Source organism: Sphingosinicella sp., assembly GCF_041916975.1.
Lineage (GTDB): Bacteria > Pseudomonadota > Alphaproteobacteria > Sphingomonadales > Sphingomonadaceae > Sphingosinicella.
The window spans coordinates 2,135,966-2,150,720 of sequence record NZ_JAYRYK010000001.1 but is presented as its reverse complement, the minus strand read 5'-3'; the positions used below and the strand labels follow the sequence as shown (position 1 = coordinate 2,150,720).

Below are 14,755 nucleotides of genomic sequence, written 5' to 3'. Positions count from 1 at the left end.
CGGCGGAGAGCGAAACTTAGCAGTGATATACGTCATGCGTGATGTACTTCGCAGAAAGCGTGGTCGCCAAGCGCTTCGATGACGCGGCAATCGGCCGCCAGACCGCCCCGACAGTCGCCGATCAGGCGCTTCAGTTCGTCACGAAGTCTGAGCAAATGCTCAATCTTGGTCTCGACCTGCTCAAGATGGCGACTGGCGATGCGGTCGGCTGCCGAACATTCCCGGTCTGGATGGTCCGCCAAGTCAAGAAGCGAGCGAATGTCTTCGATGGTGAAGCCAAGTTCACGCGAATGACGTATGAACGCGAGTCTTGCTCGGTGTGACTCACCCATAGGACCGGTAATTGGCAGGTGTGCGGTCGGGCAAGGGTAAAAGGCCGATCCGCTCATAATAACGGATCGTCTCGACGTTAGTGCCGGTGGTCAGCGAGAGCTTCCCAATTTTCACGACTTGACCCTGTAGTTGCTACAGGGTCCATATAATTGGCCGACTCGAATGAACCAAGGAGTTTGGCGATGGGAAGTACGTGCTGCACCAGTTCGTGCGAAACTGTTCAGTCACATGCCAATCCGGCGTGGAGACGCATCCTTTGGATTGCCCTTACAGCCAACACCCTAATGTTCCTGATCGAAATTGCAGCTGGTGCCGTCTCGGGTTCCCGCTCCCTGCAGGCTGACGCGCTCGATTTTTTGGGTGATGCGGCAAATTACGCGATTAGCCTCGGCGTGACGGGAATGGCATTAGCCTGGCGCGCGCGGACCGCGATGATCAAGGGCTTTACTATATTTACTTTTGCTCTCGGCGTCCTGATTTCGGCCATTTGGGGATTATTCGCTGGAGGCCAGCCCGAACCCTGGATGATGAGCGGCATCGGCGCACTTGCGCTGTTCGTCAACGTAACGGTTGCTCTGATGCTTTACAGGTTTCGGTCAGGCGATGCTAATATGCGTTCCGTTTGGATATGCTCACGTAACGATGCGATCAACAATTTGCTGGTCATTGCAGCAGGTTTCGCCGTGCTTTTGACGGGTAGCGGTCTGCCCGACATCATTGCAGCGTTCATTATTGCCTTTTTGGGCCTGCAAGGCGGTCTGGAAGTCATAAAGCAAGCACGGCGCGAACTTTCCGGCGCGGATGCGGCAACATGACTGCAGTTGATTGCCGTTATGGTCCAGAGCAAATCACTTCGCTTCGCGCTCGCGGTGATGGTGACCGCGCGATCGCCCAGCATATGCTCTGGCGTATGCACATTTCAGAACCATAGTGATGGTGGGACTACCATTGATGATTTGTTTTGAAAAATTGATGCGCTTTGCTAAAAGTTAGTCGATGGGGCGCATTGTTCTTCAGATTCTGGTTCTGTTTTCGGTGTTGTGCGCCGGACTTCACACGCCCGTAGAAGCCCATGACGAGCAGCGTGGTCTTGGAGTGGAATTCGTTCAAGTTGCGGGCGCGCATCATATAGATGACCATGAACAATCCCCGCAGGATGGCGCTACCGACAAATTGCAACCAATCGCGCATCATATCCATTGTCCCATGACGGTGGTAGGTGATGCGAGGGATGCCGCCGAGCTCGCCTTTTTTAGCAGGAAAATTCTCTGGCCGGGAGAAGCCACGGTGCTTCTCTCACTGACGCCGGACCAACCGACGGAACCGCCCCTAGCCTGAAATGCCCCTTCGCTGGGTCGGGAAAATTCCGGCCCGTGATGTGCTACGTTTCAGGAGCTAATCCCATGCTATTGAAAATGGCCGCCGGCTTTTTGGCCGGGACGGTGCTGCATTTGCCAAATGCCGCAAGAGCCGAGCCGATCAGCCTTGAGAAGGCTGTACGGCGTGCACTCGCCACCGGTGATTGGCCGGACCGTCTCGTCAACGCTCCTGACACTGTTGTCGGTCCCGGCACTTTACCTGCCGGTGCATCGACATGAAAAATTTGAGGATTCAGGGCAGAACGACGCGCAAACCCGAAGGAGGGGCCGCGCCGATAACTCCAAAATATGAGAGGCATAGTACGATGCTATCAAGAGCGAGACTTTTCGTAACCGCAATGACAGTCGTTCTCGCAACCGGTGGTTGCGCTTTAGGACCTAAGCTCGAAGTTCCGATTACGCAGAATTTCAGCGAGCCTTACACCATCCAATGGGTCCACGCCTATCGAGGTAAACAGGGTGTTGAAATTTGGGGTAAAGTGCGCCGCGGAAACTACGGTCACACGCATGGTCATATCCACTTGGAAGCCTTGACCAAATCCGGAGAGATCATCGCAAAGACCGATACTTATCTGCCAAAAATGATTAGCCACCCGTTCGTGGGCAAGAGTTTCTACGGCGAGCTCAACGTGAATGACGTAACGGAAGTTTCCCGTCTACTCGTCGAGATCAGAATCAATCCAGACCCCTGAGGAGAGAAGGTTCAGCTTGTCGCGATAGCGACGCCCGGCAACAGATGCGCTGTAGACGTATCGATTATTGTTGTGGGCGGAGTGACCGACTCTCTCCGCCTGCCTGTATAGACGTCTCTTGATCGTTGGTCTTGGAATAGCTCCGAGGCGTGGCGTGCACCGCGATCACTGGGGTTATCTGGGTAGGGCTGGCGTGCCCCTGTAATGTAGTGGTCCGCAGAGTGGTTATTGCCACACGGTTGTGGTCGCCATGTGTGACACCAGCAACGTGCTTCTCGCCGCCGAAGGAGCTCTTGGCGATAGCGCTTGCCAAAACATTGAGAAAGGCGAAGAATCCGGGCTATGCGCACCGATATCGACCACCTCCCTGCCGCGAAGCAGCGCGAGCTTGAGCGCATCGTCGAGATCATTTTTGACGAGTTTCGCGAGGCGACCGAGAACGCGGTCGGGCGGCGCAAGGGCGCGCGTATCCTTAAAATCGTCCTGTTTGGAAGCCATGCGCGCGGCAATTGGGTCGATGCGCCGCTCTCGGCGAACCAGTACAAGTCCGACTACGACATCCTCATCATCGTCAGCCAGAAGGAGCTGACCGACCGCGCCACCTATTGGGCCAAAGCCGAGGAACGACTGATCCGGGCCTATACGATCGAGAAGACGCTACGCACGCCGGTCAACTTCATCGTCCACTCTCTGCATGAGGTGAACGACGGCCTCGCGCATGGCCGCGTCTTTTTCATGGAGGTCGCCAAAGACGGTGTCGCGCTTTATGAGGCGGACGACCGCGAACTACGGGCCCCCCGACCCAAATCACCGGGAGAAGCCCTAGCGGCGGCGAAAGAGTATTTTGAAGACGGCATCGCAAGTGCGATGTCGCGTCAGAAACTCGCAAAGTACGCTATGGGAGAAGGCTTGCTGAAGGACGCAGCGTTTGATTTTCACCAAACCACAGAGCGGCTTTATTCCTGCCTTTTGCTCACGCTGACATACTATACGCCATACAATCACAATATCGCTTTCTTGCGTTCTCTCGCTGAAGGATTGGACCGGCGCTTGTTCGGGATATGGCCCGAGGACAATCGTCGTGACCGCGCCATGTTTCAGAAGCTGAAGGAAGCCTACACGAAGGCCCGCTACTCCAAGCATTACAAGATCAGCGATGAAGAGCTGACTTGGCTCGGCGCCCGTGTCGAGGAACTTGGGCGCGTTGTTCATCAGGTCTGTTCTGAGCGCGTCGCCGAATTGGAAGCGGCGGCGAACAAATAAACCCGCCACTTCCCGGCAACTTGCCGAACCGCCCGGATTCTGGCATATTCCTGCCACGGGATGGAATGACTGGCGGCCATCTCCGGGATAACCCTGCCAGGCATCATGCAGGCTCGGCCATTATGGTCGGGCAGTTGCTGTAAGCCGCATCTGCGGCACGCAGCGGACACCGCTTGCACATCCGCGCATGAACGCGCGGACCGCTGGTGTGCGAGCTGTATATGACACCCCCTATCGACGTTTACGCGCGCGAGGTCGTGATGGCGCGCGTCGACCATCTCATCCGCCGCAAGCAGAGTGAGGTTGAACGGATCGCGCGCATAGTGCGCGGCTGCTTCGACCCCGAACAGGTGCAGGCGCCCGAGCCCGGCCAGATCAAGCGGATCATCCTGATCGGCCCCTATGCGCGGCGCTCCTGGTATGAAGACCGGCACACGCTTGCCTTTTCTGACTACGAACTCTGGATCGTCGTCAACCATCCGCTGTTCACTGATGACCGCTGCTGGCGCCGCGCCCGCACGGTCATCGACCGCGAACTCGGCGACCGCTGCGCGGTCGATCTTGAAATCTTCGCCAAGTCCGACATTCGCATCGCCAGGACCGAACGGGACACGTTCATTCTCGACCGCATTGAGGCAGGCATCACGCTGTACCGTGCCGCGCGCGATGCACCGCTCTATGCGCGTGAACGCCGGGGAGCACGGCCATGACGCGCGATTCGACCGCCGCGTTCGCGGCCTTTTATCGGGCCGAGCACGGGCGACTGCTGCGCTACTTCAGGACGAGGGTCGGTCGCGACGAGGCGCCCGATCTGATGCAGGAGACCTTCGCTCGCCTGCTGCGCAGCGGCGCTTTCGAGCGGATGGACAATCCGCAGGCCTACCTGACCCGCTCCGCCCGCAATCTGCTGATCGACCGCGCGCGCCAGCAACAGCAGTCGCAAGCCGTCATCTTTCCCTTCGACGAAGGCTGCGACGCCCCCGTCTGCCCGGAGCAGACATGGCGAATCGAGGAGGCCGACTTGCGGCGAGCTTACGGGCGGGCACTCCGCGCCATGTCGCGCCGGACCCGGCGCGTTTTCATGATGCACCGGACGAGACATATGACCTATACGGAGATTGCGAAACACCTCGGCATCGGCGACAAGGGCGTCCAACATCACATGAGCTTGGCATTGATGCGGATTCGCCGAGCATTGACAGCCTGGAGTGTGGCTGGATAACCCGTCTGGGCAAAGCTCTCTGGGAACAATGTTCTAGTCTCAGCCACTTTGCACGGACGCCAGCCACAGGATTTGCAGTCTTGGCCGCGGCGAATTCCTGACTTGCCTGTATTTTGTACGGCTGCTAACCGGCGTTAGATGCGAAACCGCTTGGTCCACTTATTGTTGCTCATTGTAGCGCTTATGGCGGGCCTCGATACGCTGGCCATGGCTTATGACGCTGCACCGGTGGGCGTTGATGTGCATCAGCATGTTTTTGTAGAGGCCGCGCACGACGCGACCCCCGACGACAGTGCTCCGAACGGCAACGCGCTTCTCCACCATCATCATTGCCCCGCAGGCCTGCTTTCCGACGCGTCCGAGATGCCTGGCAGCTGGCCGGCGCGCGATATCCATCTCGCGCGCGCAGCTGTTGCGCTCGCTTCACGCGCCCCCGCCCCCCCAACCGAGCCTCCCGCCGCCTGATCATTGCCCCGCGCAGGCATTCGCCTGCGCCCTTTTGCATTGATCAGGAGTACTTATGTCGAAATCACTGGGCGTCCTGCTGTTCGCAGGGACGCTGGCAATGGCAGGGCAACCCGCGTTCGCCGAACCTGTCTCTTTGTCCGACGCGCTGGCGCGCGGACGAGACGTATCGCCACGGCTCGCCAAGGCCAAAGCCGAACTTAAGGCGGCCGTGGGACGTGCCATGCAGGCGGGTGTGCGTCCGAATCCCACCATATCCGCCGAAGTCGAGAATTTCAGCGGCACCGGACCCTATCGAACCTTTCGCCAGACCGAGACCACAATTGCGGTGTCGCAGCCTTTCGAGCTCGGGGGAAAAAGGCGCGCGCGCAAGGAGGTCGCCGCCGCCGAGCGGTCGTTCGCCGAGATCGCGCTACGAATGGCCGACGCCGACCTCATCCACGACATTATCGTGTCGTACGCCGAACTGCGCGCGGCGGAGGATCGGGAAGCGCTCGCCGACAGTGTCCAAGAAAGGGCGGTCGAGCTGGCGCGCATCGCTGAGGCGCTCGTTGATGTAGGTCGCGACCCGCCGCTGACGAAGCTGCGGGCCGACGCCCTGCTGGCGGAGGCAAAGGCCGAACGTCTGCGCGCGCAGTCAGAACTTCTGTCGGCGCGGCAAGAATTGGCCCTGCTCATCGGCAGCGAAGATCCCGAGCTGTCGGTCATCGCTCAGGATCTTCCGCCGCCGCCCGCCTTGCCGGCCGATGCGCAGAGCCTCGACGAACGCCTCGCGGCGGCGGAGCGAGATGCCGCTTCGGCACGAGTACACCTAGCTCAGGCCGAGGGCGTGCCCGACATCACGGCATCGGGAGGAGTTCGCAACTTCCGCGAAAACAAGGATACCGCCTTCATCGTCGGTGTTTCCATTCCACTGCCAGTGTTTAACAGCAATCGCGGCAACATCTCTGCCGCGCGCGCCGGTGGCGAAGCCGCCGAAGCGCAGCTGGCCCAGACGCGCCTCGATACCCGCTTCTCGCGGCGCGGCGCTGAACTGATGCTGGCGGCGGCGAACGAACGGGTTTCCGCCTTGTCGGGAGCCGGTCTTTCCCAGGCGAGTGAAGCCGCGCGGGTCGCCGAGATCGGCTACCAACAAGGCAAGTTCACGCTCATCGAACTGATTGACGCCCAGGAGGCGCTGACCAGCGCCAATCTCAAACTGATCGAAGCGCAGCTCGATCGCGCCCGCGCCCTTGCCGCGCTGGGCCGCGCGAACGCGCAATAGGGAACTGAAAATCATGCAAATCTTCGAAACCAAGAATCGCCTCATGGCCGCCGTCGCGGTCGGGGCTCTCCTGTTGGGCGGCAGCGGTATCCTGATCGGTCGCTCGATGACCGCTCCCGAGGCCGCCGCACCCGCGGCATCCGCCGAGGAAGAAGAGGAAGGACATGTCGAAGGGCAGATTCTGATGGACGAGGCGCGCGCCAAAGGCGCGGGCATCGTCACCGAGACGATCCAGGCTGGCGGCCTCGGCTCGGAAATACTTGCGCAGGGAGTCGTGGCAGCGACGCCCGAAGGCGAGGCCGTTCTGACGGCGCGTGCAGATGGAGCGATTACGCGTATCAACCGCCGTCTCGGCGACGCCGTGCGTGCCGGGGAAGCGGTAGCAGTGATGGAAAGCCGCGATGCGGCCGCGATTGCCTCCGAACGGAGTGCGGCCAGCGCCCGCCTCGCCCTCGCTCGGTCAACCTATGCGCGCGAGAAGAAGCTATTTGATGCGCGGATTACCGCGAAGCAGGATCTCGAAGCCGCCGCCGCCGCGCTTGCCGAAGCCGAGGCCGAAGCACGGCGTTCGCAGTCGGCTGCCGCTGCCGCCAAGGTTTCGGGCGACGGTCGCACCCTGGCGGTGACGAGCCTTATTTCCGGGCGAATCACGAAATCCGACGCCAAGCTCGGATCCTATGTGCTCGCCGGAACCGAATTGTTCCGCGTCTCCGACCCCAATCGTATCCAGATCAATGCATCGGTGCTCGCGGCCGATGCGCGTCGGATCAAGCCCGGCGATACCGCGGTCATCGAACTTCTCGGTGGCGAGACGGTCGACGCACGGGTTCGCTCGGCAACCCCCAGCCTCGATCCCGAGAGCAAAAGCGCCACAATCATACTCATTCCCGGTGGCATTGCCGGGCTGACGCCCGGTCAGGGCCTTCGCGCACGCATCAAACCGCAGGGTGGTGCAGGCTCCGCCCTGATCGCTTTGCCCGAAGAGGCGGTGCAGACCGTCGAAGGCCGCGAGGTTGTCTTCGTCAAGACCGCCATGGGCTTCCAGGCGACCACGGTGGTCACCGGCAAGCGCGGCGGCGGCCGCATCGAGATCGTCGACGGCGTAAAGCCTGGCGAGGTCATCGCAACGCGCGGTGCCTTCCTGCTCAAGGCCGAAATCGGCAAGGGCGAGGCGGAGCATTGAGATGATCGAAAAACTCCTCGACGCGTCGATACGCTTTCGCTGGGGTGTGGTCATCCTCACCCTCATCATCTCGGCTTATGGCCTCACGCAGCTCTTGAAGCTGCCCGTCGATGCCGTGCCCGACATCACCAACAAGCAGGTGCAGATCAACACCGTCCAGCCCAATCTCGGGCCGCTCGACATCGAACGCCTCGTGACCTTCCCCATCGAAACCGCGATGGCTGGCATTCCGGGACTGGAAAGTTCGCGATCGATCTCGCGCAACGGGTTCAGCCAGGTCACGGTGATTTTCGAAGATCATACCGATCTCTATTTCGCGCGGCAGCAGGTCGCCGAGCGCCTCAATCAGGCTCAGGGCACCTTACCCGACGGCGCCGAACCCCAGATGGGGCCGGTCTCGACGGGCCTTGGCGAAGTGCTGATGTACACGGTCGATTTTGCGCCGACCGCGACCAAGGACAATCCGAAAATTCCAGGGAAGCCGGGTTTCCAGCCCGACGGCTCCTACATGACTCCAACCGGCGAAATCCTCGTCGATGATGTTGCCAAGCTTGGCTATCTGCGCACCGTGCAGGATTGGGTTATCCGTCCGCAGCTGCGAACGGTGCCGGGTGTCGCCGGCGTCGATTCTATCGGCGGCTATGAAAAACAGTTCGTCGTCCAGCCCGACGCGACCAAATTGGCGAGCTACGGCATCTCTTTCTCCGAGCTTGCCGAAGCTCTCGAGCGAGCCAACATCTCGGTCGGCGCGAACTTCATCGAACGCGGCGGAGAGGCCTTCCTCGTCCGCGCCGACGGCCGCATCCGCTCGCTCGACGAAATCGGCCGTGCGACCGTTGCTAGCCGCGGCGGTGTTCCCGTCATGGTCCGCGACATCGCGACGGTGCAGATCGGCGGTGAACTGCGCACCGGCTCGGCGTCGGAAAATGGCAAAGAACTTGTCGTTGGCACAGTGTTGATGCTTGCCGACGGCAACAGCCGGATCGTGGCCTCGGCCGCCGCTGAGCGCCTGAAGGATGTTGCGAAATCGATGCCGCCGGGCATCGTCGTAAAACCGGTGCTCGACCGATCGCAGCTCGTCGATGCAACGATCGGCACCGTCGAGAAGAATCTCGCCGAAGGCGCGCTACTCGTCGCGGCGGTGCTGTTCTGGCTGCTCGGTAATTTCCGCGCCGCGGTAATCGCGACCTTGGTGATCCCGATCTCGTTCCTGATCATGGGCACGGGCATGAATATTACCGGGACATCGGGCAATTTAATGAGCCTTGGCGCGCTCGACTTCGGACTGATCGTCGATGGTTCGATCATCATCATCGAAAACTGCCTCAGGCGGCTGGCGGAACGACAACATCATGAAGGCCGATTGCTTTCGCTGAGCGAGCGGCTGCACGAGGTGTTCGAAGCCTCGCGCGAAATGGTGAAGCCAACGATCTACGGGCAGGCAATCATCTTTCTCGTATTCGTGCCTTTGCTCACCTTCACCGGCGTCGAAGGCAAGACCTTCTCGCCGATGGCGATTACGGTGCTGCTGGCGCTCGCCGGTGCGTTCGTTGCATCGCTCACCTTCGTCCCGGCAATGGTCGCGCTGCTCATTCGCGGCGAAGTCGCTGAGAAGGAAGTGCGCGCGATCGCTTGGGTGAAGACGCGCTACGAGCCCGTGCTCAAGCGCGTCATCGCGCGCCCTTGGCCGTGGATCGGTGCAGGTGGCGGGACTTTTGCCGCCGCCATCCTCGTCTTCGGGATGCTTGGCAGTGAGTTCATCCCCGTGCTTGGCGAGGGCAATCTCGCAATGCAGGCGCTGCGCATCCCCTCGACATCGCTGAACAAGTCGCAGGAAATGCAGCTGCAGGTCGAAAGGGCGGTCTCGTCGCTTCCCGAGGTCGCCTTCATCTACTCGAAGACGGGTACGGCGGAGGTCGCCAGCGATCCGATGCCCCCCAACGCGTCGGACACCTTCATCATCTTGAAGCCGCGCGATGCCTGGCCCGATGGCGTGAGCACCAAGGACGACGTCATCGAGCGGGTGGAGAAGAAGCTCGAACCGCTCGTCGGCAACGCCTTCGAGATCAGCCAGCCGATCCAGCTACGGTTCAACGAACTGATCGCGGGCGTACGCGGTGACATCGCGATCAAACTCTACGGCGATGATCTCGATGAAATGGGCCGCGCCGCGCAGCAGGTGGCGGCGATCCTGAACACCGTTCCGGGTGCCGCCGACGTCAAGGTCGAGCAAACCGCGGGCTTCCCCGTGCTTGATGTCCAGTTCGACCGCGACGCGATCGCGCGTTACGGCCTGACGCTTCAGGATGTCAGCGATACGGTCGCCGCGGCCCTTGGGGGGCGCGAGGCAGGGATCGTGTTCGAAGGCGACCGGCGCTACGATATTGTCGTCCGGCTCGACCGGGCCACGCGCGACGATCTCGACGCGGTAGGTGCGCTTCCCGTGCTCCTTCCGGGCGAAGGCGGCGCGCGGGCATCGGTGCCGCTCAGCGAATTGGCGAGGTTCGGCTTTTCGGAAGGCCTGAATCAGGTCAGCCGCGAAAACGGCAAGCGGCGCGTCGTGGTGCAAGCCAATGTCCGCGGCAATGACCTGGGCTCGTTCGTCGCCGAAGCGCAGGAAAAGGTGAATGCGCAGGTCAAGCTTCCCACCGGGAGCTTTATCGAATGGGGCGGGCAGTTCGAAAATCTGCAAGCTGCGTCGGCGCGTCTGTCGATCGTTATCCCGATCATCTTCGTCGCCATCTTCGGCATATTGTTCATGGCACTGGGCGGCGTGCGCCAGGCGATTGCTGTCTACTCGGCAATTCCCCTCGCGCTCGCCGGCGGCGTCTTCTCGCTGCTCCTGACCGGGCTTCCCTTCTCGGTCTCGGCGGCGGTGGGCTTCATCGTGCTGTCGGGCGTGACGGTGCTTAACGGTCTTGTCGTGATGTCGAGCATCAACCAGCGCATCGACGAAGGCAAACCTGTCGATGTCGCCATTGGTGAAGGCGTGATGGAGCGTGTCCGGGCGGTGCTGATGACGGGGATCGTCCCCGCGATCGGCTTCGTGCCGATGGCGCTGGCCACCGGGACCGGCGCCGAGGTGCAAAAACCGCTCGCGATCGTCGTGATCGGCGGGTTGATTACCTCGACGCTGCTGACCTTGTTCGTCCTCCCCGCTATCAGCCATCTGCTGCTCCGCGGACGACACAACAAGCATGTGGCTGGCGACTACACCGACGTTACCGCGCTCGGCGAACGGGTCTTCCTGCCGGGCGACGACAAGAAGGGCGGGCAGCCCGAGTGAGCAAAGTTCATGTTAGTGCTGCGCGATATGGCGAAACCGATGGTGGCTATCCGCCGCCATCGGCTTTTCCGGAGGCCGTCCGATGAAGTTTCAAATTCTCCTGCCGGCAATGTTCCTCGCTGCGTGCGCGCCCGCGAAACAGGATAGCGCCGCGGACGGCGCGGGGCATGGCGCCATGCAGCATGCGGCGGCGACCTCCACTTCCAAGGCCTTTGGGGCGGTCGCCGATGGGATGTACAAGGATATGGCGGTCGTCCTCACCGGCGACGCCGATACCGACTTCATGCGCTCGATGGTCCCGCATCATGAAGGCGCGGTGGCGATGGCCAAGGTCGTGCTTGAACATGGCAGTGGCCCCGAAGTGCGCGCGCTCGCCCAATCGGTAATCGCGGCGCAGGAAAAGGAGATCGCTGTCATACTAAACTGGCTGGAACGGCGCGACCAGGCGGGGCGCCCAAGTCCGGGCACGGCGAACTAAAATGGCTGCGGCACCCGAACCTCCCGCCGCCGCAATCGATCCCGATGACGGCGGCGAACGCCCTGACGAACGGCGCACCTTGTGGGCCGTCCTCCTGCTTAACGCCGCCATTGCCGGCGGCTTCTTCGCCAGCGGCATTTTCGCCGATTCGAGCGCGCTCGTCGCCAACGGGGTCGACAACACGGCCGATGTCGCGGTCTATGCGATCAGCTTGGCCGCGCTAACTCGCGGCGACCAGTGGAAAGCCCGCGCTGCGAAGGCATCGGGCGTCATGCTACTGCTGTTCGCGATCGCCATCCCGATCGATGTCGGCCGCCGCTATATCATGGGTAGCGAGCCTATCGGAGCGACAATGATGATCATATCCGCGGTCGCCGCAGTCGTGAACTACATCTGCCTGCGGTTGCTGCAACGGTTGGAGAAGCCCGACGTTAACGTCCGTGCGGCGAAGACGTTCAGTTTCAACGACTTCGTTTCCAACGGAGGGATTCTTGTCGCCGGCGCGCTCGTTCTGTGGCTCGGCAGCAACTTGCCCGACCTGCTCGTCGGCCTCGCCACCGCCGGGATCGCGATCAAAGGCGCCGTCGAGATTCTGCGCGACGCACACGGCGAAGAGAAAAGTTCTAATGGCGGCTCGATATAGCGGGAACACGAATGGTTCCCGGCATGCGCAAGTGGTCAACTAAAAGGATCGAAAGATGACGGAAACGGTCAGGCTCGATATCGAACTCTTGCTTCCGGAGGTGCCCGATGAGGCGGACCGCTGTTTAGAACGGTTGTCCGGCGAACTGCAGGGCCGGCCGGGCGTCGAAAAGGCGCATGTCGTTGCCGCGCAGGGCGACGCACCCGTCCAGCTTTGTATCCACTATGATCCCGACGTCGTGCCGCTCGAACGGGTGCGCCAGCTCGCCCGAAGTGCCGGGGCGGCACTGACCGACCAATATCAGCATCTTCTCTGGACCGACGTCGAGGGGCTCGGACACACGCGGCGCGCCCGAACGGTGAGTGATCGTTTGCGCCAGCTTCCCGGCGTCGTCGAAGCCGAGGCGAGCGCGGCGGGGATGATCCGCGTCGAGTTCAGCCGAACCGACATATCGCTCGACCGGATCCGCGCGGCGCTGGCCGATATGGGCGTCTATCCGAAATCGGCGACCGCAATAGCGGCGACGCCGGTGAAGGACGCACACGACGAGATCGGCGATCATAGTGGCCATGATCACGCCGAGCATGCCGAAGGGGAGCATGTACATGCCCATGGCGGCATTTTTGGCGCGAACCCCGAGCTTTATGTCGCGCTGCTGTGCGGGGCGGTGCTCGGGGTCGGCTTCGCGATCGAGAAGGTGGCCGACGCGCCGACCTGGGTTTCGCTCGCTTTCTATATTGCCGCTTATGGCCTTGGCGGCTGGTTCACCCTGCGCGAGGCGATCGAGAATCTGAAGCTCAAGCGATTCGAGATCGACACGCTGATGCTCGTCGCCGCGGCGGGTGCCGCCGCGCTTGGCGCTTGGGCCGAAGGGGCGCTCTTGCTCTTTCTCTTCAGCTTCGGCCATGCGCTCGAACATTATGCGATGGGGCGTGCCAAGCGGGCCATTGAGGCGCTGGCGGAACTGGCGCCGCAAACCGCGCTTGTTCGCCGCGACAGTGAAGTGCGCGAGTTTCCGGTCGAGGAACTGGTGGTCGGCGATATCGTCATCGTCAAACCCAATGAGCGGCTCCCGGCCGATGGCTTCATCGTCCTCGGCCGATCGAGCGTCAACCAGGCGCCGGTGACCGGCGAGAGCGTGCCGGTCGACAAGGAACCGGTCGCCGATGCCAAAGAGGCCGCGCTGCGCGCCGACACGCTCGATGCGAAACATCGCGTGTTTGCCGGCACCATCAATGGCGAAGGCGCGATCGAAATCGCGGTCACCCGGCTTTCCACCGACACGACGCTCGCGAAGGTCGTGAAGATGGTCAACGAGGCCGAGACCCAGAAATCCCCGACCCAGCGCTTTACCGACAAGTTCGAGCGGATATTCGTGCCGAGTGTTCTCGGCCTCGTCTTCCTCCTTCTCTTCGCAGGGTTCGTCGTCGACGAGCCGTTCCGCGACAGCTTCTACCGCGCCATGGCCGTCCTCGTCGCGGCGAGCCCCTGCGCGCTGGCGATCGCCACCCCCAGCGCCGTGCTCTCCGGGGTCGCGCGCGCCGCGCGCGGCGGCGTCCTCGTCAAAGGCGGCGGGCCGCTCGAAAATCTCGGTTCGCTGACCTCGCTCGCTTTCGACAAGACGGGAACGCTGACCGAAGGACGGCCGCGCATAACCGACACGATCCCGGCGCCTGGGGTCACCAAGGAAGAGCTGCTTGCCATTGCAGTCGCAGTCGAGAGCCTGAGCGATCATCCGCTCGCGGCCGCCATCGCACGCGATGGCCGGGAGATTTTTCCCGGCGCCGCGCTTCCGGTTGCCACCGATCTGAAGAGCCTGACGGGCCGCGGGGTCGAAGCCAAGGTCGACGGCGAAATCGTCAGCATCGGCAAGGCCGAAATGTTCGGCACCGACGGCATCGCACCGCTATCGGCCGAAATGGCGACCGCCATCGCCGAGCTCCGTGAGAAGGGCCGAACAACGATGGTCGTGCGCAGGGGAACGCGCGATCTCGGTGCGATCGGCCTCATGGACACGCCGCGCGCCGCGGCGCGCGAGACGATCGCGCGTCTCAGCAAGCTCGGTATTCGTCGCATGATCATGATCTCTGGCGATCATCAGAAGGTCGCTGAATCGATCGCTGCAGAAGTCGGTCTCAGCGAGGCATGGGGTGACCTGATGCCTGAGCAAAAGGTCGATGCCATCAAAAAGCTTCGCGCCGAGATGCCCGTCGCGATGGTAGGCGACGGCGTCAATGACGCCCCGGCGATGGCGAGCGCGACCGTCGGGATCGCGATGGGCGCCGCGGGTTCGGACGTCGCACTCGAGACCGCCGACATCGCGCTGATGGCGGATGACCTGTCGCATCTGCCTTTCGCAATCGGACTTAGCCGCTGTACCCGCTCGATCATCCGGCAGAATATGGTCGTCAGCCTCGGCGTCGTCGTCGTGCTGGTGCCGGCGACGATCTTCGGCCTCGGGATCGGTCCGGCGGTCGCGGCGCATGAAGGCTCGACCCTCATTGTCGTCGCCAACGCGCTGCGGCTTCTGGCTTATCGCGAATAACC

General features: G+C 61.9%; 14 protein-coding genes and 1 pseudogene. 13 read left to right on the top strand and 2 right to left on the bottom strand.

The window, feature by feature from the left end:
• Nucleotides 1–32 precede the first annotated feature (32 nt).
• Nucleotides 33–447: pseudogene (locus ACE3TJ_RS10205) on the bottom strand (helix-turn-helix domain-containing protein).
• A gap of 68 nt (nucleotides 448–515) precedes the next feature.
• Here ACE3TJ_RS10205 and ACE3TJ_RS10200 point away from each other — a divergent pair.
• Complete coding sequence (locus tag ACE3TJ_RS10200) at nucleotides 516–1,148, top strand: cation transporter (protein ID WP_293779539.1); 633 nt, start codon at nucleotides 516–518, stop codon at nucleotides 1,146–1,148.
• A 127-nt stretch (nucleotides 1,149–1,275) separates the two neighbouring features.
• Here the strand turns inward: ACE3TJ_RS10200 and ACE3TJ_RS10195 are convergent, their stop codons facing one another.
• Nucleotides 1,276–1,527, bottom strand: coding sequence for a hypothetical protein (locus ACE3TJ_RS10195; protein WP_293779537.1), 252 nt, complete (start codon nucleotides 1,525–1,527; stop codon nucleotides 1,276–1,278).
• 209 nt (nucleotides 1,528–1,736) lie between these two features.
• On the opposite strand from ACE3TJ_RS10195, the gene ACE3TJ_RS10190 reads away from it, so the two are divergent.
• The 12 genes from ACE3TJ_RS10190 (at nucleotide 1,737) to ACE3TJ_RS10135 (ending at nucleotide 14,753) form a co-directional block, all read left to right on the top strand.
• Nucleotides 1,737–1,931 (top strand): hypothetical protein, encoded by a 195-nt coding sequence (locus ACE3TJ_RS10190; RefSeq protein ID WP_293779535.1) that lies wholly within the window; start codon nucleotides 1,737–1,739, stop codon nucleotides 1,929–1,931.
• 119 nt (nucleotides 1,932–2,050) lie between these two features.
• Complete coding sequence (locus ACE3TJ_RS10185) at nucleotides 2,051–2,404, top strand: hypothetical protein (protein WP_293779533.1); 354 nt, start codon at nucleotides 2,051–2,053, stop codon at nucleotides 2,402–2,404.
• Nucleotides 2,405–2,746: 342 nt separating this feature from the next.
• Nucleotides 2,747–3,667 carry a HEPN domain-containing protein gene (locus tag ACE3TJ_RS10180; protein WP_293779531.1) on the top strand — a complete coding sequence of 307 codons (921 nt, stop codon included), beginning with the start codon at nucleotides 2,747–2,749 and terminating at the stop codon, nucleotides 3,665–3,667.
• A 221-nt stretch (nucleotides 3,668–3,888) separates the two neighbouring features.
• On the top strand, nucleotides 3,889–4,377 hold the full coding sequence (locus tag ACE3TJ_RS10175) for a hypothetical protein (protein ID WP_293779529.1): 489 nt from the start codon (nucleotides 3,889–3,891) through the stop codon (nucleotides 4,375–4,377).
• On the top strand, nucleotides 4,374–4,889 hold the full coding sequence (locus tag ACE3TJ_RS10170) for an RNA polymerase sigma factor (protein WP_293779527.1): 516 nt from the start codon (nucleotides 4,374–4,376) through the stop codon (nucleotides 4,887–4,889). The genes ACE3TJ_RS10175 and ACE3TJ_RS10170 overlap by 4 nt, the downstream gene beginning before the upstream one ends.
• A gap of 183 nt (nucleotides 4,890–5,072) precedes the next feature.
• Entirely contained in the window at nucleotides 5,073–5,354 is a 282-nt protein-coding gene (locus tag ACE3TJ_RS10165; protein ID WP_293779525.1) for a hypothetical protein, read from the top strand.
• Between the two features lie 55 nt (nucleotides 5,355–5,409).
• On the top strand, nucleotides 5,410–6,618 hold the full coding sequence (locus tag ACE3TJ_RS10160) for a TolC family protein (RefSeq protein WP_293779523.1): 1,209 nt from the start codon (nucleotides 5,410–5,412) through the stop codon (nucleotides 6,616–6,618).
• Between the two features lie 13 nt (nucleotides 6,619–6,631).
• The gene (locus tag ACE3TJ_RS10155) at nucleotides 6,632–7,801 is read left to right on the top strand and encodes an efflux RND transporter periplasmic adaptor subunit (RefSeq protein ID WP_293779521.1); all 1,170 of its coding nucleotides are present in this window, start codon (nucleotides 6,632–6,634) and stop codon (nucleotides 7,799–7,801) included.
• A gap of 1 nt (nucleotide 7,802) precedes the next feature.
• Complete coding sequence (locus ACE3TJ_RS10150; RefSeq protein WP_293779519.1) at nucleotides 7,803–11,087, top strand: efflux RND transporter permease subunit; 3,285 nt, start codon at nucleotides 7,803–7,805, stop codon at nucleotides 11,085–11,087.
• An 82-nt stretch (nucleotides 11,088–11,169) separates the two neighbouring features.
• Nucleotides 11,170–11,565, top strand: a complete 396-nt coding sequence (locus ACE3TJ_RS10145) for a DUF305 domain-containing protein (protein ID WP_293779517.1) — start codon at nucleotides 11,170–11,172, stop codon at nucleotides 11,563–11,565.
• 1 nt (nucleotide 11,566) lies between these two features.
• The gene (locus tag ACE3TJ_RS10140; RefSeq protein WP_293779515.1) at nucleotides 11,567–12,208 is read left to right on the top strand and encodes a cation transporter; all 642 of its coding nucleotides are present in this window, start codon (nucleotides 11,567–11,569) and stop codon (nucleotides 12,206–12,208) included.
• A 55-nt stretch (nucleotides 12,209–12,263) separates the two neighbouring features.
• Entirely contained in the window at nucleotides 12,264–14,753 is a 2,490-nt protein-coding gene (locus ACE3TJ_RS10135; protein WP_293779513.1) for a heavy metal translocating P-type ATPase, read from the top strand.
• Nucleotides 14,754–14,755: the final 2 nt, after the last annotated feature.

Bases quoted from the DNA above. Each gene is read 5' to 3' on its own strand.
- ACE3TJ_RS10200 (WP_293779539.1), top strand. From the start codon at position 516: ATGGGAAGTACGTGCTGCACCAGTTCGTGCGAAACTGTTCAGTCACAT.
- ACE3TJ_RS10195 (WP_293779537.1), bottom strand. From the start codon at position 1,527: ATGATGCGCGATTGGTTGCAATTTGTCGGTAGCGCCATCCTGCGGGGA.
- ACE3TJ_RS10190 (WP_293779535.1), top strand. From the start codon at position 1,737: ATGCTATTGAAAATGGCCGCCGGCTTTTTGGCCGGGACGGTGCTGCAT.
- ACE3TJ_RS10185 (WP_293779533.1), top strand. From the start codon at position 2,051: ATGACAGTCGTTCTCGCAACCGGTGGTTGCGCTTTAGGACCTAAGCTC.
- ACE3TJ_RS10180 (WP_293779531.1), top strand. From the start codon at position 2,747: ATGCGCACCGATATCGACCACCTCCCTGCCGCGAAGCAGCGCGAGCTT.
- ACE3TJ_RS10175 (WP_293779529.1), top strand. From the start codon at position 3,889: ATGACACCCCCTATCGACGTTTACGCGCGCGAGGTCGTGATGGCGCGC.
- ACE3TJ_RS10170 (WP_293779527.1), top strand. From the start codon at position 4,374: ATGACGCGCGATTCGACCGCCGCGTTCGCGGCCTTTTATCGGGCCGAG.
- ACE3TJ_RS10165 (WP_293779525.1), top strand. From the start codon at position 5,073: ATGGCGGGCCTCGATACGCTGGCCATGGCTTATGACGCTGCACCGGTG.
- ACE3TJ_RS10160 (WP_293779523.1), top strand. From the start codon at position 5,410: ATGTCGAAATCACTGGGCGTCCTGCTGTTCGCAGGGACGCTGGCAATG.
- ACE3TJ_RS10155 (WP_293779521.1), top strand. From the start codon at position 6,632: ATGCAAATCTTCGAAACCAAGAATCGCCTCATGGCCGCCGTCGCGGTC.
- ACE3TJ_RS10150 (WP_293779519.1), top strand. From the start codon at position 7,803: ATGATCGAAAAACTCCTCGACGCGTCGATACGCTTTCGCTGGGGTGTG.
- ACE3TJ_RS10145 (WP_293779517.1), top strand. From the start codon at position 11,170: ATGAAGTTTCAAATTCTCCTGCCGGCAATGTTCCTCGCTGCGTGCGCG.
- ACE3TJ_RS10140 (WP_293779515.1), top strand. From the start codon at position 11,567: ATGGCTGCGGCACCCGAACCTCCCGCCGCCGCAATCGATCCCGATGAC.
- ACE3TJ_RS10135 (WP_293779513.1), top strand. From the start codon at position 12,264: ATGACGGAAACGGTCAGGCTCGATATCGAACTCTTGCTTCCGGAGGTG.